Annotated in this window: 18 protein-coding genes; 9 read left to right on the top strand and 9 right to left on the bottom strand. The window is 65.5% G+C overall.

Going from position 1 to position 20,183, the window contains the following annotated elements; all coding sequences use genetic code 11:
* The first annotated feature begins 58 nt into the window (after positions 1 to 58).
* The 4 genes from DQ229_RS08460 to murJ are packed head-to-tail and all read left to right on the top strand — an operon-like array spanning position 59 to position 5,909.
* Positions 59 to 1,246 (top strand): penicillin-binding protein activator, encoded by a 1,188-nt coding sequence (locus tag DQ229_RS08460; RefSeq protein ID WP_114965861.1) that lies wholly within the window; start codon positions 59 to 61, stop codon positions 1,244 to 1,246.
* Between the two features lie 6 nt (positions 1,247 to 1,252).
* A complete protein-coding gene (locus DQ229_RS08465; protein WP_114965829.1) occupies positions 1,253 to 4,081 on the top strand; it encodes a [protein-PII] uridylyltransferase in 2,829 nt (942 codons plus the stop codon).
* Positions 4,081 to 4,341: a YdeI/OmpD-associated family protein gene (locus DQ229_RS08470; RefSeq protein ID WP_114965830.1), complete on the top strand. Its 261-nt coding sequence runs from the start codon at positions 4,081 to 4,083 to the stop codon at positions 4,339 to 4,341. Before DQ229_RS08465 ends, DQ229_RS08470 begins: the two co-directional genes overlap by 1 nt.
* Positions 4,338 to 5,909 (top strand): murein biosynthesis integral membrane protein MurJ, encoded by a 1,572-nt coding sequence (gene murJ, locus DQ229_RS08475; RefSeq protein ID WP_114965831.1) that lies wholly within the window; start codon positions 4,338 to 4,340, stop codon positions 5,907 to 5,909. Before DQ229_RS08470 ends, murJ begins: the two co-directional genes overlap by 4 nt.
* Here the strand turns inward: murJ and DQ229_RS08480 are convergent.
* Positions 5,883 to 6,569: a rhomboid family intramembrane serine protease gene (locus DQ229_RS08480; RefSeq protein WP_114965832.1), complete on the bottom strand. Its 687-nt coding sequence runs from the start codon at positions 6,567 to 6,569 to the stop codon at positions 5,883 to 5,885. The two genes, murJ and DQ229_RS08480, sit on opposite strands and share 27 nt — an antisense overlap.
* Positions 6,570 to 6,670: 101 nt before the next feature.
* On the opposite strand from DQ229_RS08480, the gene trpS reads away from it, so the two are divergent.
* Positions 6,671 to 7,720: a tryptophan--tRNA ligase gene (trpS, locus tag DQ229_RS08485; RefSeq protein ID WP_114965833.1), complete on the top strand. Its 1,050-nt coding sequence runs from the start codon at positions 6,671 to 6,673 to the stop codon at positions 7,718 to 7,720.
* A gap of 164 nt (positions 7,721 to 7,884) precedes the next feature.
* On the opposite strand, the gene DQ229_RS08490 is transcribed toward trpS, so the two are convergent.
* From DQ229_RS08490 to dnaA, 4 genes are all read right to left on the bottom strand, one after another.
* Positions 7,885 to 8,496 (bottom strand): L,D-transpeptidase, encoded by a 612-nt coding sequence (locus tag DQ229_RS08490; RefSeq protein WP_114965834.1) that lies wholly within the window; start codon positions 8,494 to 8,496, stop codon positions 7,885 to 7,887.
* Positions 8,497 to 8,625: 129 nt separating this feature from the next.
* A complete protein-coding gene (gene recF / locus DQ229_RS08495; protein ID WP_114965835.1) occupies positions 8,626 to 9,744 on the bottom strand; it encodes a DNA replication/repair protein RecF in 1,119 nt (372 codons plus the stop codon).
* A gap of 37 nt (positions 9,745 to 9,781) precedes the next feature.
* Positions 9,782 to 10,900 carry a DNA polymerase III subunit beta gene (dnaN, locus tag DQ229_RS08500; RefSeq protein ID WP_114965836.1) on the bottom strand — a complete coding sequence of 373 codons (1,119 nt, stop codon included), beginning with the start codon at positions 10,898 to 10,900 and terminating at the stop codon, positions 9,782 to 9,784.
* Between the two features lie 172 nt (positions 10,901 to 11,072).
* On the bottom strand, positions 11,073 to 12,518 hold the full coding sequence (gene dnaA / locus DQ229_RS08505) for a chromosomal replication initiator protein DnaA (RefSeq protein ID WP_114965837.1): 1,446 nt from the start codon (positions 12,516 to 12,518) through the stop codon (positions 11,073 to 11,075).
* An 849-nt stretch (positions 12,519 to 13,367) separates the two neighbouring features.
* Between dnaA and DQ229_RS08510 the strand changes: the two genes are divergently transcribed.
* On the top strand, positions 13,368 to 14,999 hold the full coding sequence (locus DQ229_RS08510) for an alpha-D-glucose phosphate-specific phosphoglucomutase (RefSeq protein ID WP_114965838.1): 1,632 nt from the start codon (positions 13,368 to 13,370) through the stop codon (positions 14,997 to 14,999).
* A gap of 60 nt (positions 15,000 to 15,059) precedes the next feature.
* Here the strand turns inward: DQ229_RS08510 and DQ229_RS08515 are convergent, their stop codons facing one another.
* On the bottom strand, positions 15,060 to 16,298 hold the full coding sequence (locus tag DQ229_RS08515) for an argininosuccinate synthase (RefSeq protein ID WP_114965839.1): 1,239 nt from the start codon (positions 16,296 to 16,298) through the stop codon (positions 15,060 to 15,062).
* A gap of 184 nt (positions 16,299 to 16,482) precedes the next feature.
* Between DQ229_RS08515 and DQ229_RS08520 the strand changes: the two genes are divergently transcribed.
* Entirely contained in the window at positions 16,483 to 16,617 is a 135-nt protein-coding gene (locus DQ229_RS08520) for an aa3-type cytochrome c oxidase subunit IV (RefSeq protein ID WP_114965840.1), read from the top strand.
* Positions 16,610 to 17,227: a hypothetical protein gene (locus DQ229_RS08525; protein WP_114965841.1), complete on the top strand. Its 618-nt coding sequence runs from the start codon at positions 16,610 to 16,612 to the stop codon at positions 17,225 to 17,227. Before DQ229_RS08520 ends, DQ229_RS08525 begins: the two co-directional genes overlap by 8 nt.
* Before the next feature lie 9 nt (positions 17,228 to 17,236).
* On the opposite strand, the gene fmt is transcribed toward DQ229_RS08525, so the two are convergent.
* Genes fmt through def (DQ229_RS08540) form a run of 3 tightly spaced genes read right to left on the bottom strand, consistent with a single transcriptional unit; the run spans position 17,237 to position 19,208 of the window.
* Entirely contained in the window at positions 17,237 to 18,169 is a 933-nt protein-coding gene (gene fmt, locus DQ229_RS08530) for a methionyl-tRNA formyltransferase (protein WP_114965842.1), read from the bottom strand.
* Positions 18,166 to 18,678 carry a peptide deformylase gene (gene def, locus DQ229_RS08535; protein ID WP_114965843.1) on the bottom strand — a complete coding sequence of 171 codons (513 nt, stop codon included), beginning with the start codon at positions 18,676 to 18,678 and terminating at the stop codon, positions 18,166 to 18,168. Before def (DQ229_RS08535) ends, fmt begins: the two co-directional genes overlap by 4 nt.
* An 8-nt stretch (positions 18,679 to 18,686) precedes the next feature.
* Positions 18,687 to 19,208 (bottom strand): peptide deformylase, encoded by a 522-nt coding sequence (gene def / locus DQ229_RS08540; protein ID WP_114965844.1) that lies wholly within the window; start codon positions 19,206 to 19,208, stop codon positions 18,687 to 18,689.
* A gap of 121 nt (positions 19,209 to 19,329) precedes the next feature.
* On the opposite strand from def (DQ229_RS08540), the gene DQ229_RS08545 reads away from it, so the two are divergent.
* Positions 19,330 to 19,950 carry a class I SAM-dependent DNA methyltransferase gene (locus tag DQ229_RS08545; RefSeq protein WP_114965845.1) on the top strand — a complete coding sequence of 207 codons (621 nt, stop codon included), beginning with the start codon at positions 19,330 to 19,332 and terminating at the stop codon, positions 19,948 to 19,950.
* Positions 19,951 to 20,183 lie beyond the last annotated feature (233 nt).

The raw sequence follows: 20,183 nt of genomic DNA on the forward strand, positions 1-20,183 counted from the left end.
CATCCCCCGCAACGCTTAGTGTCGCGCTGCGATCAGGAACACGCCGAGGATGCCCTTCATGTTTGCCCTTTTGCCCGCCATCCGCAACCCGCTTTCCCTTCGTCTGCCCGCCCGATTGCTGTTGCTACTGGCTGTGCTGGGCCTTGCGGCCTGCGATCCGCAAGGATTCGGGGGTGGCCCGCGTATCGACACCTCTCGTGCGGTGCAGGTGGCTTTGCTGGTCCCGGGCGGCTCGGGCGAACAGGGCGATCAGGCAATTGCGACCAGCCTCGAGAACGCCGCCCGCCTCGCCATTTCCGACCTAGCCGGCGCACAGATCGACCTGCGAGTCTACAATACCGAGGGCCGCGCCGACCAGGCCGCGCGGGTTGCCGCGCAGGCGGTTGAGGAGGGCGCGCAGATCATCCTTGGCCCGGTATTCTCGTCCTCGGCGCGCGCGGTGGGGCAGGCGGTCGCCGCGCGTAATGTCAATGTGCTGAGCTTTTCCAACAACACGGCCGTTGCGGGCGGCAACGTCTTCGTGCTTGGCCCCACTTTCGAGAACACCGCTGCGCGGCTCGCCGGGCACGCTGTTCGCGAAGGCAAGGGGCGGGTGCTGATCGTGCATGAGCGCAACGAGGCCGGCGCCGTCGGCCGCCGCGCGATCGAACAGGCGGTTCAGCGCGCCGGTGGGCAGATCGCCGGGGCGCAGAGCTTCGACTTCTCGCAGCAGGGGGTTGTCGATGCGACGCCCGGCATTGCCGAGGCCGCGCGTGCGACCTCGGCCGATGCGCTGTTCTTCACTTCCGATTCGGCGGGGGCGCTGCCATTGCTTGCGCAACTCCTGCCCGAAAACCGCACCGGCCCCGACCGTTACCAGTATATCGGCCTGACGCGCTGGGACATTCCGCGCTCGACCTTGTCTCTGGGCGGGTTGCAGGGGGGCTGGTTCGCGCTGCCCGACCCCGGTCTGACCGAACAGTTCCAGCGCCGCTACGAGGCTGCCCATGGTAGGGCGCCGCATCCCATCGCGGGGCTCGCCTATGACGGTGTCGCGGCGATCGGCGCCCTGATCAGCGCGGGGCAATCCGATGCGCTGTCGCGTTCGGGGCTGACCCAGGCTTCCGGTTTTGCCGGTGTGGGCGGCGTCTTCCGCTTGCGTCCCGACGGCACCAACGAGCGCGCGCTCGCGGTGGCCGAGATTCGGGACAATGACCTCGTTGTGATCGATCCCGCGCCGCGCAGCTTCGCCGGTGCCGGTTTCTGATCGGTCATGTCCGTGGACTCTGCCGCCGAACCCGCTGCCGAATCCGCCGCCGTGGCCGAGCCTTCCGCGCCGGGTGCGCGCCATACCTGGGCCGAGGGGCTGATCTGCCCCGAGCGTGAGATCTTCGATGCGGAAGCAGTGCGCAGACGGATCGAGGCCGCCATTGCCGAGGCCCCCGACAGCCGCGCGGTTCGTGCCGCCACGGTACGCGAACTGACCGCTGCACGCCGGGCCGGCGGCGACCGGCTTGAAGCGGCGTTCAAGGCCGCGCCGCTGGATGCGCGCGCGCTGGTGCAGGCACAGAGCTTTCTGATGGATAGGCTGGTCACGACTGCGCTGGACGTGGTGGTGCAACACCTGCATCCCGCGCCCAACCCGACCGAGGGAGAGCGCCTCGCCGTGCTGGCTGTCGGCGGCTATGGCCGAGCCGAGATGGCGCCGCATTCCGATGTCGATCTGCTGTTCCTGATGCCGTGGAAAGTGACCGGCTGGGCCGAGAGCGTGATCGAATCGACGCTTTATATCCTGTGGGATCTCAAGCTGAAGGTCGGCCATGCCTCGCGCAATGTGGAAGAGTGCCTACGCCTTGGCCGCGCCGACATGACGATCCGCACCGCCTTGCTGGAGTATCGTTATCTCTGGGGGCACAGGCCGTTGTCGGATGACCTGGACCAGCGGCTCTGGGCAGAGCTGTTCAAGGGAACCGCGCGCGATTTCATCGAGGCCAAGCTGACCGAACGCGCCGAGCGCCACAAGCGGCAGGGCGGACAGCGCTATGTGCTGGAGCCCAACGTGAAAGAGGGCAAGGGCGGGTTGCGTGACCTGCAGACGCTCTACTGGATCGCCAAGTATATCCACCATGTCGATGCCGCGGCCGAACTGGTCGAACTGGGCATGTTCACCCCCGAGGAATACGAAAGCTTCCGCGCGGCGGAAACCTTCCTCTGGGCTGTGCGCTGCCATCTGCACATGATCACCGGGCGGGAAATGGATCAGCTGACCTTCGACCTTCAGGTCGAGGTGGCCGAACGCATGGGGTTTGTCGATGGCGGCGGCCGCCGCGCGGTCGAGCATTTCATGCAGGCCTATTTCCGCCATGCCACCGTAGTGGGGGAGCTGACGCGGATCTTCCTGACAGCGCTCGAGGCGTCGCATGTCAAACGCGAGCCGATGCTGGTGGGGCTGTTCAAGCGCCGCCGCAAGACGCGGCAGGGCTACGAGATCCTGCATGGCCGGCTGCAGGTTTCCGACCCGGAGTCTTTTCTGGACGATCCGCTCAATCTGCTGCGCATCTTTGAAGAGGCGCTGCGCACGGGGCTGCTGATCCACCCCGATGCCATGCGGCTGATCGCGGCGAACCTGCACCGTTTCGACAGTGATTTGCGCAACAGCGCCGAGGCCAACCGCATCTTTCTCGACCTGATGCTGAAGCATGGCAACCCCGAGCGCGCGCTCAGGCGAATGAATGAGTTGGGCGTGCTTGGCGCCTTCATCCCCGAGTTCGAGCGCATCGTCGCGATGATGCAGTTCAACGTTTATCATCATTACACGGTGGATGAGCACACCATCCAGTGCATCAGCACGCTCGCACAGATCGAACGGGGCGAACTGGTCGAGGAACTGCCCATCGCCAGCCGCATCCTGCAAGAGGGCGTGAACCGCAAGGTGCTGTATGTCGCGCTGCTGCTGCACGACATCGGCAAGGGCCTGCCCGAGGATCATTCGGTGCTGGGTGCGCAAATCGCCCGCCGCATTGCGCCGCGCTTCGGGCTAAGCGGCGAAGAGGCCGAAACCGTCGAATGGCTGGTGCGCTATCACCTGCTGATGTCCGACATGGCGCAAAAGCGCGACATTTCCGATCCGCGCACGGTGCGTGGTTTTGCCAAGGCGGTGAAGACGCGCAAGCGGCTCGATCTGCTGACGGTGCTGACGGTCTGCGACATTCGCGGCGTCGGCCCCGGAACATGGAACAACTGGAAGGCGATGCTGCTGCGGCAGCTTTACCGTGACACCGCAGATGCGCTGGAGACCGGGCTTGAAGACCTCAACCGCGAAAAGCGGGAGGCCGAAGCCAAGCGCGCCCTGCGCAAGGCGCTGGCCGACTGGACCCGCGCCGAGTTGCGCACCGAGACCGCGCGCCACTACGGCCCCTACTGGCAGGGGCTACCGACCGAGACGCATGTGGTCTTCGCCAACCTGCTGCGCGGGATCGGCCCGGATGAAATCCGCATCGACCTGCACCCCGACGAAGACCGCGACGCCACGCGCGCCTGTTTCGTGCTGGCCGATCACCCGGGCATCTTCTCGCGGGTGGCGGGGGCGCTGGCGCTGGTGGGCGCCAATGTGGTGGATGCGCGCACCTATACGTCCAAGGATGGCTATGCCACCGCGGTTTTCTGGGTGCAGGACAACGAGGGCCACCCCTTCGAGGCCGCGCGCCTGCCGCGCTTGCGCAGCATGATCGAACGCACCTTTGCCGGCAAGGTTGTCGCCGGTGAGGCGCTGCAAGATCGCGACAAGGTGCCCAGGCGCGAACGCCCCTTCCGCGTGCCCACCAACATCAGTTTCGACAATGAAGGGTCCGAGATATACACGATCATCGAGGTGGACACCCGCGACCGGCCAGGGTTGCTCTACGACCTGACGCGCACGCTTGCGGCCAACAACATCTATATCGCCAGTGCCGTGATCGCGACCTACGGGGTGCAGGTTGTCGATACCTTCTATGTCAAGGACATGTTCGGGCTGAAGCTGCACAGCCGCGCCAAGCAGGAAGCACTGGAGCGCAAGCTGCGCGAGGCAATCAAGGCCGGCGCCGAAAGGGCCGCGCGCTGATGGCCCGCCGCCCGCGCCACCCGATGCCGCAGGATGTGGAGGCGCTGTTGCACGAACGCGGCTTGCGCGCGGCCTATGATGCTCGCCCGCCCTATCAGCGCAATGATTGGCTGATCTGGATAGATGGCGCCAAGCGCCCGGACACGCGCGCACGCCGTATCGAAAGCATGTTGGTCGAACTTGCCGCAGGCGAGGGGTATATGGGCATGGCGTGGAAGCCGCGCGGCACCCGGCGCGGCAGCGGGCAGGACGGGCAATGAAGCCGATCCGCCTTGTGGCCGGTTTCCTCACGGTGGGGCTGTGGACGTTGCTCAGCCGCGTCTTCGGCTTCGTGCGCGATGTGATGATGGCGGCTTATCTGGGCGCGGGGCCGGTGACGGACGCCTTTTTCGTCGCGTTTTCGCTGCCCAACATGTTCCGCCGGTTCTTTGCCGAGGGCGCATTCAACTTCGCCTTTGTCCCGATCTTCGCCAAGAAGCACGAAGCGGGCGAAGATGCCGAAAGCTTCGCGCGGGATGCCTTCTGGGGAATGGTGGCGCTGCTGCTGGTCTTCTGCACGCTGGCGATCATCGCCATGCCGCTCCTGGTCTGGGGAATGGCGGCAGGCTTTGCTTACGACGACCGTTTCGACATGGCGGTGCTCTTCGGACGCGTGGCGTTCCCCTATATCTTCTTCATCTCCCTGGTGGCGCTCTTGTCGGGGATGCTCAACGCCGTCGGGCGCTTCACCGCCGCCGCCGCCGCGCCGGTGCTGCTGAACGTGGTCTTTGTCGCGGCGATGCTGCTGGCCGAGCGCGCGGGTTGGCCCATGGGGCTTGCCCTGTCCTACGCGGTGCCGGTGGCCGGGGTGGCGCAACTGGTGCTGTTGTGGGTCGCGGTGCGGCGCGCGGGCTTCCAGATGCGGTTTCGTCGGCCCCGGCTGACGCCGGAACTCAAACGCCTTGCCATCATTGCGGCCCCTGCGGTGCTGGCCGGCGGTGTGGTGCAGATCAACCTGATCGTCGGGCGGCAGGTCGCCAGCTTTACTGAAAACGCCGTTTCCTGGCTGTCCTATGCCGACAGGCTCTACCAGTTGCCGCTGGGGGTGGTGGGCATTGCCGTGGGGGTGGTGCTGCTGCCCGAACTGTCACGCCGCCTGCGCGCGGGCGACGAGGGCGCGGGGCAACACAGCTTCAACCGGGGGCTGGAGTTCTCGCTGTTTCTGACATTGCCCTCGGCAGTGGCGCTGATCGTGATCGCCGCGCCAATCATCTCGGTGCTGTTCGGGCGCGGCGCCTGGACCGAAACTGACACCCAGGCCACGGCCCTTGCGCTGGCCGTCTACGGGTTGGGGCTGCCGGCCTTCGTGCTGCACAAGGTGCTGCAACCGCTCTATTACGCACGCCACGATACCCGCCGCCCGTTTCGCTATGCGGTGGTGTCGATGCTGGTCAATGCGGCGGTGGCCATCGGGCTGATGCCCTTCATCGGCTTCATCGCGGCGGCTCTGGCCACCACCTTGGCGGCCTGGGTCATGGTCTGGCAACTGTGGCGCGGGGCGGCCGGCATGGGCCGCGCGGCGCAGCTGGACGCGCAGATGAAATCGCGTTTCTGGCGGATTGTGACGGCCGCGCTGGTCATGGGCCTGGCGCTTTACGGGTTGCATATGCTGTTCCAGCCCTGGCTGGAACAGTCGGGCAAGCGGTATCTCGCACTGCTGGCGATGATCCTGGGTGGAAGTGCGGTCTATTTCGGCCTTGGCCAGGCCATCGGCGCCTTCAGCATTAGCGAGATCCGCGCCGCCATCAGCCGCTCGCGCGGCTCAGCGCCGCCGGAGCAGGCCGAGTAACCGCGCCCAGCCCCCCGGGGCCAGCACGAATGACAGCCCGAAGCCTGTGGCAAACCCCGCCAGATCGGCCAGCCAGACACTGCCCATCCCCTGGTAAAGCCCCACCAGAAACCGCAGCAGCAGCAACAGCCCGATCAGCAGGAACGCCCGCGCCCGGTTCGCCCCGCTGCGCCCAAGCGCGATCCACAGCAAATAGGTGAATGCCCCCACCAGGCCGAACACCCCGGGATAGCCGCCAAACAGCCAGCTCGGGCTGCCAAAGGCCCAGCCCCAGGCCGCCGCCCCCGTCGCCGAGGCCGCCAGAAACACCACGATCATGGCAAGGCCGCTCATGCCTTCGCTGACGAAGCGGCCCAGCGCCAGCACGAAGACCACCACAAACAGCGTGTGCACCGGGTCGCCATGAATGAACGGATAGCTGATCAGCCGCAGCAGATGCTCGGGCGGGAAACGCCGGTTCTCCAGCATCCACTCGAACAGGCTACCGGAAAAGCCGTAGTGCTGAACCAGCTCAAGCCGCCAGCCGATCGCTTCCCGCGCTGCGACAAGGCCCAGCTCCGTGGCCAGCAGCGCAGCCTCGACCCCGACAATGGCCAACACGAGCGCCCATAGCCAGAACGGCAGCGGATTGAACAGCGAAAACGTATTTTCCTGTGACATGCCAATTCCCTGTGCCTGTCCGGCACGACCCGGCCATAGTTGACGCCCCGCCCGCCCAGCGATAAGCGACGCGCAGGCAGATTTCCAGATGGAGAATTCGCATGACCGAGGCGCCGCAGACCTCCGGCACAACTCCGGCCTTCGCGCCGCGTGTCTTCTCGGGTATCCAGCCTTCGGGCGGGCTGACGCTGGGCAATTACCTCGGCGCGCTCAAGCGCTTTGTCGAAAAGCAGGACGAAGGCGTTGAAACCATCTACTGCCTGGTCGATCTGCACGCCATCACCGTCTGGCAAGAGCCGGCGAAGCTACGCCACGCCACCCGCGAGGCCGCCGCCGGGTTCCTGGCCGCGGGCATCGATCCGGCACGCTCGATCCTGTTCAACCAAAGCCAGGTGCCCGCGCATGCGGAACTCGCCTGGATCTTCAATTGCGTGGCGCGCATGGGCTGGCTCAGCCGCATGACCCAGTTCAAGGACAAGGCCGGAAAGAACCGCGAAAACGCCTCCGTCGGCCTGTTCGCCTACCCCAACCTGATGGCCGCGGACATCCTTGCCTATCATGCAACCCATGTGCCGGTGGGCGAGGATCAGAAACAGCACCTCGAACTGACCCGCGACATCGCGATCAAGTTCAACCACGACTACGGGATTGAATTTTTCCCCATCGTCGAGCCGGTGATCGAAGGCGCCGCCACCCGCGTGATGAGCTTGCGCGACGGCACAAAGAAAATGTCGAAATCCGACCCTTCCGACATGAGCCGGATCAACCTGACCGACGATGCCGACGCCATCGCCCAGAAGATCCGCAAGGCCCGCACCGACCCGGACCCCCTGCCCGAGGCACTCGACGGCCTGTCAGAGCGGCCCGAGGCGCGTAACCTCGTGAACATCTATGCCGCCCTGGCCGACATCAGCCCGGCTGCGGTGCTGCAAGACTTCGCCGGGCAGGGCTTCGGCGCCTTCAAGCCCGCGCTGGCCGATCTTGCCGTGGAAAAGCTGCGCCCGATCAACAGCGAAATGGCGCGCCTGATGGATGACCCGGCCGAGATCGACCGCACCCTCGGCGGGGGTGCCGAGCGCGCCGAAGCCATCGCCCGCCCCATCGTCGAGCGCTGCTTCGAGATCACGGGCATGATCCGGTCGCGCGGCTGACCGATACCCGGCGCCTGCCATCTTGGGCGGGCGCCCTGCAGCCCTGCGGAAATGTCCTGCAGGGGCTCGGCAAGGCGCCAAACCCCTTCTTCACTGTGAAAAAAATATCCTCGCCGAAGGCGGCCCCGCGGGCAGATGCCGGCGCCCGGCCTGGCCTGTCGCGCTCAGATCACGACAACCTGCGTCCCGATGACCGCCAGCTCGTACAGAACCTCGACATCCTCGTTATACAAGCCGAAGCAGCCGTTCGAGGCCTTGCGACCGATCTTCGCGGGGTTGTCGATGCCGTGAATACGGTAGTAGGTCCAGCCAAGGTTCATCGCGCGGGTCCCCAGCGGGTTGTCGGGGCCGGGGTGGACGATGGCGGGCAGCGACGGGTCGCGCTCGCGCATGTTGGGGGTGGGGATCCAGGTGGGATTGGGCCGTTTCTCCACGATGCTGGTGCGGCCGCGGCGGATGAACTCTTCGCTCATCGGCACCGAACAGGGGTGAAGCAGATAGATGCTTTCATCCGCCGACCAGTAATGCAGTGCGCGCGATGCCGTGTCGCACAGGATCGCACCGTTGCGCAGATGGTCGAAATGGTCCTGCCAGCGGACATTGCGGAACCCCTGGATATTCCGACGCGCGCGTTCGCTGGCGGTGGCTTCAACGCCTGTTTCCCCTTCGATCGCGCCGGTGAAATTCTGGGCACGCAGCGGCAGCGCAACTGACGAAAGCGCGGCAGCGCCTCCCATGGCAAGCACCCGGCGGCGTCCGATTCCATTGGCAGACATCTGTATACCCTTTTGAGTGGCCAAACGCGGCGAGACCCAACATCTTCTGGATTTCGCTTGGCCTTTCAAGTCACGATCATGTGGGTCGGCACGGGGCGTAACCACTTTGCCACAGGCGCTGCGCACGGCTCAGCCCAGGGCATGGGAGTGCAGCCCGGAGGCACCATCGTGCTCGAACACCGCAAATCCCTGCGCTCGCGGCCCCAACTGCGCAAACAGCTCGGCCCCGGTGCCGGTCATCCAGGCCTGCGCGCCCAGCGCGGTGATCTCGTCGTAAAGCGCGGTGCGGCGCGCGGCGTCCAGATGCGCGGCCACTTCATCCAGCAACAGGATCGGGGCGTTGCCTATCAGCGCGCTCAGCGCGCGGGCATTGGCCAGAACCAGCGAAATCAGAAGCGCCTTCTGCTCGCCGGTCGAGCATTGCGCTGCCGGCACGCCCTTGGCTGCGTAAGTCGCGCTCAGGTCGGACCGATGGGGCCCTGCCAGGGTTCGCCCCGCCGCCATGTCGCGCCGGCGGCCCCGCGCGTAAGCCTCGGCCAGGGGGGCGGGTTCTTCGGGGGACGCGCTGGCATCCTCGGGGGCGGTCAAGTACAGCGTGGCAGCGGGAAAGCTTGTCTTGGCGCCTTCGGTGGCCGCCGCGATGCGGTCAAGCGCGGCGCGGCGGTTGACCATGATCTGCGCCCCCGCCTGCGCCATCTGCGCCTCGAGCGCACCATACCATGCCTCATCCGTCACCTGATCGCGCAACAGCCGGTTGCGTTCGCGCATGGCCTTTTCATAGGTGAGCACAGTGTCTGCGTGGCCGGGCTCGAAGCTCATCGTGATCCGGTCGAGAAACCGGCGCCTCCCTTCGGCAGCCTCGGTCCAGAGACGATCCATTGCCGGCACCAGCCACAGGATGCGGGCGATCCGGCCCAATGCCGTTTGCGGTGCCGCCTTGCCGTCGATGCGCAGGCTGCGCGGGCGCCCCGGTTCGGCCCAGGTTTCGACCTCGTGCTGTCGCCCGTCGCAGCGCAGCGTGGCGGTGACCTTCCAGCCCAGCGCCTCCGGCTGCCGGGAAAGGGACTCAGGCGCGGCCCGCCGCAAGCCGCGGCCCGGAGACAGCAGCGACAGCGCCTCGAGGATGTTGGTCTTGCCCGCGCCATTGGGGCCGAACAGCGCCACGGCCCGCCCGTCAAGCGTCATCCGCGTCGCCACATGCGAGCGGAAATGCGAAAGCGTCAGCGATTCGACGGCCATTCCGGGCATGGCTGCCCTTCTTTCGAATGACAGGCCCGCGCCCGCCTCAGACCCGCATCGGCATCACGACATAGACAGCCGAGGTGTCGTTGCCCTCGCGCATCAGGGTCGGGTCGCCCGATGAGTTGAACATGAACACCGCATTCTCGCGATCTACCTGGCTGGCGATCTCCAAAAGGTACTTGGCGTTGAACCCGATCTCCAGCCGTTCATCGGCATAAGCCACGGCGACCTCTTCCTCGGCCGCACCCGCATCGGGGGCGTTTACCGACAGCACCAGCCGGTCTTCCTCGATCGTCAGCTTGACCGCGCGCGACCGCTCGGAGGAAACCGTCGCCACACGGTCCACGGCGCGGGCGAATTCGCTGGCATCGACTTCCATGCGGCGGGTGTTGCCCGTCGGGATGACCCGCGTGTAATCGGGGAAAGTGCCGTCGATGACCTTGGATGTCAGGGTGATCTCGGGCGTGGCAAAGCGCAGCTTGGTTTCTGAAACGGAAACGGCGATCTGTGCCTCGTCGTCTTCCAGCAGCTTGCGCAGCTCGCCCACCGTCTTGCGCGGCACGATCACGCCAGGCATGTTGTCGGCCCCCTCGGGCAGCGGCGCATCCACGCGGGCCAGCCGGTGGCCATCGGTCGCGACGGCGCGCAGGGCAGGGCCATCCTCGCCCTGGGCCACATGCAGATAGACCCCGTTGAGGTAATACCGTGTCTCTTCGGTCGAGATGGCGAATTTGGTCTTGTCGAAGAGCCGGCGCAAATCTTTCGCGGGTGCGGCGAAGTTGCTGGTGTATTCCGAGCTGGCCATCACCGGGAAATCCTCGCGCGGGAGCGTCGCCAGCGAAAAGCTCGACCGCCCCGCCTCGACCGAGAGGCGCCCGCTTTGCGGATCGTCCACCAGCCGCACCAGCGCGCCATCGGGCAGCTTGCGCACGATTTCATGCAGCAGCACGGCGGAAATGGTGGTGGCGCCGGCCTGCTCGACCTGAGCGGGCACCTTGTCGACCACCTCGATGTCCAGATCGGTGGCCCGGAAGCTGACCGCGTCGCCTTCCGCCTCGATCAGCACATTGGCCAGGATCGGAATGGTGTTGCGGCGCTCAACGACCGATTGCGCCTGCGCAACCGCCTTGAGCAACGGGCCGCGTTCGATACTGATCTTCATGCCCTCGGTTCCCTTCTTGCGCGCCCGACCCGCACAACCGGCGGTGTCGGGGGGCAGAGCCTAGCCATTTTCGCCCGGCCCTCAAGTATTTCCTGTCAGATTTCCGCCGTTATCGCATTTCAGTGGCCACGAGGCGCACTGAAGCGGCATCGGCAAAGGTGGTGACGGGCGCTCATCCCGAAAGCAGGCGCCGCAGAAGATCGACATCTTCGGCGATCTGCGGATCGGATTCGCGCAGGGTCTCGACCTTGCGCACCCCGTGAATGATCGTCGTGTGATCGCGCCCGCCAAAGCGGCGGCCGATCTCGGGCAGGCTGCGCGAGGTCAGTTCCTTGGCCAGATACATCGCGATCTGCCGGGGCCGGGCGATGGTGCGCACGCGTTTCGGGCCGATCATGTCGGCAAGCCGGATGTTGTAATGCTCGGAGACCTTGCGCTGAATTTCTTCGACGGTGACGCGCCGGTCCGAGGCGCGCAGAATGTCGGCCAGACAGTCCTGCGCCAGGTCGAGCGTGATCTCGCGCCCGACCAGAGAGGCAAAGGCGAAAAGCCGGGTCAGCGCCCCTTCGAGCACGCGCACATTGGTGGTGATCCGGTGGGCAAGAAACTCCAGAACCCCGGATGCCACCTCGATCCCGCCATACTGGTGGCGGTAATTCTCGGTCTTCTGCTGAAGAATGCCGAGGCGCAATTCGTAGTCGGTGGGATGCAGATCGACGACAAGCCCGCATTGCAGGCGCGACTTGATGCGTTCCTCTAGATCCTTGATCTCGCCCGGTGCGCGATCGGCCGAGATGATAATCTGCTTTCCCTGATCGACCAGCGCGTTGAAGGTGTGAAAGAATTCGTCCTGGGTGCTGTCTTTTCCGGCGATGAATTGCACATCATCGACCATCAGCACATCGACCGAGCGAAACAGTTCCTTGAAATCCATGATCTGTCGATCGCGCAGCGCCTGGATGAAGCGGTACATGAACTGCTCGGCCGACAGGTAGAGCACCCGCATTTCAGGCTGGCGCGCGTTCAATTCCCAGGCGATGGCATGCATCAGGTGGGTCTTGCCAAGGCCCACGCCGCCATAAAGGAACAGCGGATTGAAGGTGACTGCGCCGCCTTCGCCCACGCGGCGCGCGGCGGCATGGGCCAGTTCGTTGGGCTTGCCCACGACAAAGCGGTCGAAAGTGAAGCGCCTGTCCAGCGCCGCGCCCGGCAGATCGCCTTCTTCATTTGCGGTTTCCGATGATTGCGGGGCGGGTCCGGCGGCGGATGCGTTGCGGTTCTGTGCAGCGCGGCTCTCCACGCCGTTACAGTTGGCCGTATTGGCCGATTTTTTCTCTGCCTTGGGCTGGGATGGCCGGGATACCTGAAAATCGATCCGCGACACCGGCACCCCGATCCGTGCATATTCACGCAGGATCTGCTGGTTGTAATTGCGTGAGACCCATTCCCCGATAAACCGGGTCGGCACCGCGACCCGCAAGATCCCATTGCTAAGCCCGCGAAGCTGCAGCGGTTCGATCCAGGTTACGAAGTTGTTTCTTCCGATGCTGGACTGAAGGGCCGAACGCACCTCGTCCCAGCTATCCTGCAAAGTCTCATCCTGGCTGGTTTTCCCCATGCTTCCGCTTTCTCGTTGGCGTCGCCCGCCAGACAGCGCGGTCTGCGGGCGAACGTTGCAATGAACGCTCACGCCAACTGCAGCAGAAACCCGTTCGCAGTACCGAACGGAATACCTGCCTCTGCGGAGGGCTACGCCCGAATGCCGCCTGATCGCCCGAGGCGATGCTGGCCGCAATTTCGGCGGCGATAGAACCCTTCCGGACATGCGCCCGACAGCCGGCATAAATATGCCGGCCACCTGCCGCATGGTCGTGCCACCTGCTGGCTCGCGTGCATTGGCGCCCTGTTCAGACGCAACGCGCTACAGGTGGCCGGACCAAACGGCGCTTTTCCGCCCCAAATAATATCATGGCCCGTTCTGACAGTCGGGCCGGCTATCGCGGGCGGGGCGCTTCCTTGTCCCCCAGACGACGTGAATCGCTCCTGAAAGGTAGCAACACGCTCTCGCCCCGCGCAACTGAACAACGCGCTTGACTCACACCTGATCGCGCGAATCCCGAAGCTGCCTTCGGAACGGGCAAGGCGCCCGCCGCAGCGCGTCATTGTAAAGCCGGCAAAGAAAACAGGCGTCTTGCCGGAAAGCGTCGTGGCCTTCGCCATTTGTTCCGCGGGCGCTGTCCTGTTCGGCTGTTGCAGCTTGGGCACGACTCGCGACGGCAATGCCCGCATGGGGACAAGCCCTCCGATTCGAACTGGACAGAAGCCTCCGATCGCGCAAGCGGCCCGAGTCGCGCCTGTCCGGCCACGAAGGGCCGGGTGGGGTGACATCGCGTGCAGCGCGCGGGTAATCTGGGCTTCGGCCGTGACGGGCAAGGTTTGAACCAGGGACTTGAATCAGGAACATGACATGCAGATAAGCCGCCACCCGACCCGCCCGATCGAAGGGCAGGTTCCCGGCACTTCGGGGCTGCGCAAGAAGACCCGTGTCTTCATGCAGTCGCATTATCTGGAGAATTTTATCCAGAGCATCTGGAACGCCATTGGCGGACTCGAGGGCAAGATGTTGGTCCTGGGTGGCGACGGGCGTTATTTCAACGATCGGGCCGCGCAGGTGATTCTGCGTATGGCCGCCGCTTCGGGTGCGCGGCGTGTGATCGTGGGGAGGGACGGGCTGCTTTCGACGCCCGCAGCCTCGCATCTGATCCGGCTGCACGGCGCTGATGGCGGGATCATCCTTTCGGCCAGCCACAACCCCGGCGGGCCGGAGGCCGATTTCGGCGTGAAATTCAACACTGCCAACGGCGGCCCTGCGCCCGAATCGCTCACCAGGGCCATACACGACGAGAGTCTGCGCCTGAGCGAATACGCCATCTTCGAGGCCGCCGACCTGCCGCTTGGCCAGATCGGGGAACACAGCTTTGGCGGCATGACCGTCGAGGTGGTGGACCCGGTGGCCGATTACCGCGCGCTGATGGCGCGACTTTTCGATTTCGAAGCCATCGCCGGGCTGATCGCGGGCGGCTTCAGGCTGCGCTTCGATGCGATGCACGCCGTGACCGGACCCTATGCGCGCGACATTCTGGAAACCGCACTGGGCGCCCCGGCCGGGTCGGTGGTCAACGCTGTGCCGCTGCCGGATTTCGGGGGTGGCCACCCGGACCCGAACCCCGTCTGGGCAAGGGATCTGGTGGCGCATGTCATGGGGCCCGGCGCGCCCGATTTCGCCGCCGCCTCGGATGGGGATGGCGACCGCAACATGATCCTGGGGCGCGGCATCTATGTCACGCCCTCCGACAGCCTCGCCGTGCTGGCGGCGAATGCGCATCTGACGCCGGGCCATGCGCAGGGGCTGCGCGGCATAGCCCGTTCCATGCCCACCAGCCGCGCGGCGGATCGTGTTGCCGCCGCGCGGGGCTTGCCGTGTTTCGCCACGCCAACGGGGTGGAAGTTCTTCGGTAACCTGCTCGATGCCGGGCATGTGACGCTGTGCGGCGAGGAAAGCGCCGGCACCGGATCGGACCATGTGCGCGAAAAGGATGGGCTCTGGGCCGTTCTGATGTGGCTCAACATCCTGGCCGTGCGCCGCATGTCAGTGGCCGATCTGATGGCCGCGCATTGGGCCGAGTTCGGGCGCAACTACTACACCCGCCACGATTACGAGGGGATCGACAGCGCCGCCGCGGCCGGGCTGATGGAGGATCTGCGCGTGCGCCTGCCCAGCCTGCCGGGACAGGACTTCGCCGGGCTGCGCGTGGCCGCGGCCGAGGATTTCGCCTATACCGATCCGGTCGATGGGTCGGTGGCCACGGGCCAGGGCATCCAGATCGGATTCGACGGCGGCGCGCGGGCGGTGCTGCGCCTTTCAGGCACAGGTACCGAGGGTGCGACCTTGCGGCTTTATCTTGAACAACTGCGCGAGGCACCGGAGGATCTGCACGCCGATCCTGCCGAGGTGCTGGCCCCGGTGGCGCGCGCCGCTGATGTGCTGGCCGGGATCAAGGCGCGCACCGGGCGCACGGCGCCCGATGTGGTGACATAAGACGGATGGAAATGCGGAGTTGCCGTGAAGGTCGGCCAGCGCGCGAAGGGCCGCGCCCCTTCAGCCCTTCAGCCGCCGGTTGCGTGCCGCCAGCAGTTTGAGACGCAGCGCGTTGAGCTGGATGAAGCCCGCGGCGTCCTTCTGGTCATAGGCGCCTGCGTCGTCCTCGAAGGTCACATGCGCCTCGGAGTAGAGGCTGTGCTCCGACCAGCGGCCCACGGTGCGCGCCGAGCCCTTGTATAGCTTGAGCCGCACTGTGCCGGTGACGTGCTCCTGGCTGCGATCGATGGCCGCTTGCAGCATTTCGCGCTCTGGGCTGAACCAGAAACCGTTGTAGATCAGCTCGGCGTAGCGCGGCATCAGGCTGTCTTTCAGGTGGCCCGCGCCGGAATCGAGGGTGATCTGCTCGATCCCGCGATGGGCTTCCAGCAGGATGGTGCCGCCGGGGGTCTCGTAGATGCCGCGCGACTTCATCCCGACAAAGCGGTTTTCCACGAAATCGAGCCGCCCGATGCCGTGCTTGCGCCCCAGCTCGTTAAGCGTGGTCAGGACCGTGGCGGGCGACATTGCCTCGCCATTGATCGAGACAGCATCGCCCTTCTCGAACCCGATCTCGATGAATTCGGGCGTGTCGGGGGCGTCTTCGGGGTTCACGGTGCGCTGATAGACGTAATCGGGCGCATCCTCGGCCGGGTCTTCCAGCACCTTGCCCTCGGACGAGGTGTGCAGCATGTTCGCATCGACCGAAAACGGCGCCTCGCCGCGCTTGTCCTTGGCAATGGGGATCTGGTGTGCCTCGGCGAACTCCAGCAGCTTGGTGCGGCTGGTCAGATCCCATTCGCGCCAGGGGGCGATCACCTTGATATCGGGGTTGAGCGCATAGGCGGCCAGTTCGAAGCGCACCTGGTCGTTGCCCTTGCCGGTGGCGCCATGAGCCACGGCGTCGGCGCCGGTGGCTTCGGCAATCTCGACCAGCCGCTTGGAGATCAGCGGCCGTGCGATCGAGGTGCCCAGCAGGTAAAGCCCCTCATAGACGGCATTAGCGCGAAACATCGGAAAGACGAAATCGCGCACGAATTCCTCGCGCAGGTCTTCAATATAGATGTTCTCGGGGGCAATCCCCAGCAGCTCGGCCTTCTTGCGCGCGGGGTCCAGCTCTTCGCCCTGGCCCAGATCGGCGGTGAAGGTCACGACCTCGCAGCCATATTCGGCTTGCAGCCATTTCAGGATGATCGAGGTATCGAGCCCCCCCGAATAGGCAAGCACGACTTTTTTCGGCGCGGACGCTGTAGCAGACATTGCAGGCTCCGGGGTCAGGGGTTGTGACGCGCGCGGTGTAGTGACTTTCACGGGGCGAGGCAAGCGCATGGGGCAGGCCGGGCATACAAAATTCAGGCTGCACCCGCCACGCCGCCGTGACAGCCCGAAATGAATCGGCTATAGCGGGGCACAACGACAGCTACCAAACCGAGGATATGCCGAGATGGCCAATCACAAGCATGGCGAAATGGATATTTCCGAGCAGGAGAAGACCTTTGCGGGATTCATCAAGTTCTCGATCTGGGTCACGGTGATCGTGCTCGCCATTCTGGTGTTTCTTGCGCTGGTCAATGCCTGATTTTCGCGCGCTTACGAGGCGGCTGATCGCGCTGCTTCTTCTGCCGGTCCTCGTGGCCGCCTGCGCGCCTGCGGGCGAATGGGCCGCTGACGATGTGGTGGCCCGTGCGCGCCATGTGTCGGATGCACCGGCCGAGATTACCCTTATCACGGTGATCAACACGCGTTCGGGCGCGGGGGATCATTCGGCGCTGATCATCAATGGTGAACACCGCATTCTGTATGACCCGGCAGGCAGCTGGTTCAACCGGCACGCACCACGGCGCAACGATGTGCATTACGGCATGTCGCCGCAGCTTGAACGCATATATCTCGATTACCATGCACGCGACACGCATCACGTGATTGCGCAGACCTTGCGCCTGACGCCCGGGCAGGCCGCTGCTGCAATTCAGGCGGCCAAGGCGCAATCGGCTGCACCATCCGGGCAATGCGCGGTGCGCACCAGCGCGGTGCTGCGGCAGATACCAGGGCTTGAGGGTGTGGGCAGCACCTTTTTCCCACGCACCCTGAAGAACCGCTTCGAAGATGTGCCCGGCGTTGTTACCCGCAGGATAGATGCCCCTGTCCTGCCGCCGCGCGAAAGTGCGCAGACCGCGCTGGCTGGCTGAGCAAGGCGGTCATTCCAGCCGGCTGCCCGGCGGCAGGCGCAGACCGCGCAGAAGCTCCGAAATCTCCATCGGGCGTTTGCCTTGACGCTGTGCCATGGTCACGGCAATGACCCCGCCATCGCCAGCCGCGATATGCAGGCTGTGCGCATCGTCTGTGGCCAGCACCTCGCCGGCTTGGGTGCCGGGTGCGGCGCGTGTCTCGGCCAGCCGGCTGCGCAACAGCTTGAGCCGCTCGCTTCCGGCCAGGCACCAGGCGCCGGGAAAGGGCGACAGCGCGCGGAGTTGGCGGTCGATCGCGGCGGCGGGTAGGGTCCAGTCGATGCGGGCCTCGGCCTTGTCGATCTTGGCGGCATAGGTGACGCTGACATCGGGTTGCGGCGCGGGCTCAAGCGTGTCGAGGCGCTCAAGCGCCGTGCAGATCAGTTCGGCCCCCATCGCGGCCAACCGGTCATGCAAGTCGCCGGTCGTGTCCTCGGGGCCGATGGGCGTGGATTGCCGCAGCAGCACCGGCCCAGTATCAAGCCCCACTTCCATCTGCATGATGCAGACCCCGGTTTCCGCATCCCCTGCCAGCACCGCGCGGTGAATGGGCGCCGCCCCGCGCCAGCGCGGCAACAGCGAGGCATGGATGTTCAGGCACCCCCGCGCGGGGGCCTCGAGCACAGCGCGGGGCAGGATCAGCCCGTAGGCCACCACCACGGCCACATCGGCCCCCAGATCGGCAAAGCGGGCCTGTTCCTGTGGGCCGCGCAGGCTTTCGGGGTGGCGCACAGGCAGGCCCAGAGCCTCGGCCTCGGCCTGCACGGGGCAGGGCCGGGGTTTTTGCCCGCGCCCAGCGGGGCGGGGTGGCTGGCAATAGACGGCGACGACCTCATGCGCGGCGTGCAGCGCCCGCAGCGCCGGCACCGAGAAATCGGGCGTGCCCATGAACACAACCTTCATCGCCCGCCCCCACGTTTGCGCAGCTTTTCCGCGCGCGACAGCAACATCCGCCGCTTGAGCGGGCTGAGCCGGTCGAAATACATACGCCCGTTCAGATGGTCGATCTGGTGCTGTACGCTGGTGGCCCATAGGCTGACGAAATCGCGTTCCTCCCATTCGCCATCGGCATTGAGAAACCGCACAGTCACCGCGCGCGGCCGCTCGATCCTGGCCGAGATGCCAGGCAGGTTCGGGCTGGCCTCCTCATGGGCGCGCAGCTTGATGCTTTCATGCAGGATCTCGGGGTTGGCCATGCGCACGGCCTCCCCGCGCCCGTCGGAGGCATCGACGACCGCGAGGCGCAGCAACACCCCGATCTGCGGTGCGGCAAGGCCGACGCCGGGCATGGCCTCCATGGTGTCGATCATGTCCTGCCAAAGGGCGCGGATCGCGTCGGTGATCGCATCGGCCGGGGCGGCGGGTGTGGCAAGCCGCGGGTCGGGCCAGGGCAGACAGGGGAGCACCGCCATACTGCGCCTCAGGCCCGCGCGCGTTCGCGCTTGAGCTTGGCCATGCGCCGCGTGATCATCTGCCGCTTGAGCGGGCCGAGATAGTCGATGAACAGCTTGCCATCCAGATGGTCGATCTCGTGTTGCACGCAGGTGGCCCAGAGGCCGGTGAAATGTTCGTCCTGTGGTTGGCCGTCGATGTTGAGCCAGCGCACCTTGACCTCGGAGGGGCGTTCGACATCGGCGTATTGCTCGGGGATCGACAGGCAGCCTTCCTCGTAGGTGCTGCGCTCCTCCGAGGCCCATGTGATCTCGGGGTTGAACAGGATCAGCGGGCGCGGGTCTTCCTCGGGGTCTTTCACGCAATCCATCACGATCAACCGAGCCGAGACACCCACCTGCGGCGCGGCAAGCCCGATGCCCGGCGCGTCATACATGGTTTCCAGCATGTCACGCGCGAGCGTTTGCAGCTCGGGCGTGATCGCTTCGACCGGGGCGGCTGCCTTCTTGAGGCGCGGGTCGGGATGTATCAGGATCGGGCGAATGGTCATGCAGCGTGATTTAGGCGAAGCTGGTGCAATGCGCAATCGGTGCCGGGGTGCCGATTTTGCAATGCGCTGCCCGTGATGCTAGGTCTTCGAGACCCCCGAGGCAGAGAATGGAGCATTGCGAATGCCGCAGGAAGAGGGCTTTCTGAGCAACATCTATTCGGTCGAAGGTAGCGAGAACCTTCGCGATTATTACGATCAATGGGCAGACAGCTACGACAGCGAACTTGCCCAAAGCGACTACCGCACGCCGCAACGCTGCGCACAGGCGCTGGCCCGCTACCTTTCCGACCCCGATGCGCCAGTGCTCGATTTTGCCTGCGGCACCGGGCTTTCGGGCGTTGCGCTGTATGCGGCAGGGTTTCGGGTTATCGACGGAATGGACATCTCTGCGGGGATGCTGGCGCAGGCGCGGGCCAAGGGCGTCTACCGCAAGCTTGTTCAGCCTGCGCCCGATGCGGTGCTCGATGCGCGCGGGCAGGGGTATGCGGCGATCGTTGCCTCGGGCGCGATCAGCCCCGGTGCCGCCCCGCCCGAGAATATCGACGGCGCGCTTGACAGTCTTGCGCAGGGCGGGCTGCTGGTGATCTCGCTCAACGACCACGCGCTCGACGAAGGCGGGTACAAGGAGCGGCTTGATGCTGCAGTGGCCGCAGGTGGGGCCGAGAGGCTCGAGGCCGCGCGCGGGCCGCACCTTCCGGCGCTGGGGCTGCAATCGACGGTGTTTGTCTTGCGGAAGGTTTAGGGGGAACCTGACGCTACTCGATAGGGTCGCCGTTCACGTCCATAGCGCCTTCAATGATGAGATGGATTTCCACCGCTTCGGCGTCGGCCCGGCTTTGCAAGCTGGCCAATGCGCACCGCTCGTTCCAACGGCACTATAGCGTGCTCGCGCTTGATCGGTTTCACCCTGCGCGGGCCGCTTGCGGCCCGGGCATGCGCCCGCCCGCCCCCCAGGCGGGCGCATCCGCGCCCACC

Origin of the sequence: Alkalilacustris brevis, from assembly GCF_003350345.1 — a bacterium.
GTDB classification, from domain to species: Bacteria; Pseudomonadota; Alphaproteobacteria; order Rhodobacterales; family Rhodobacteraceae; genus Alkalilacustris; species Alkalilacustris brevis.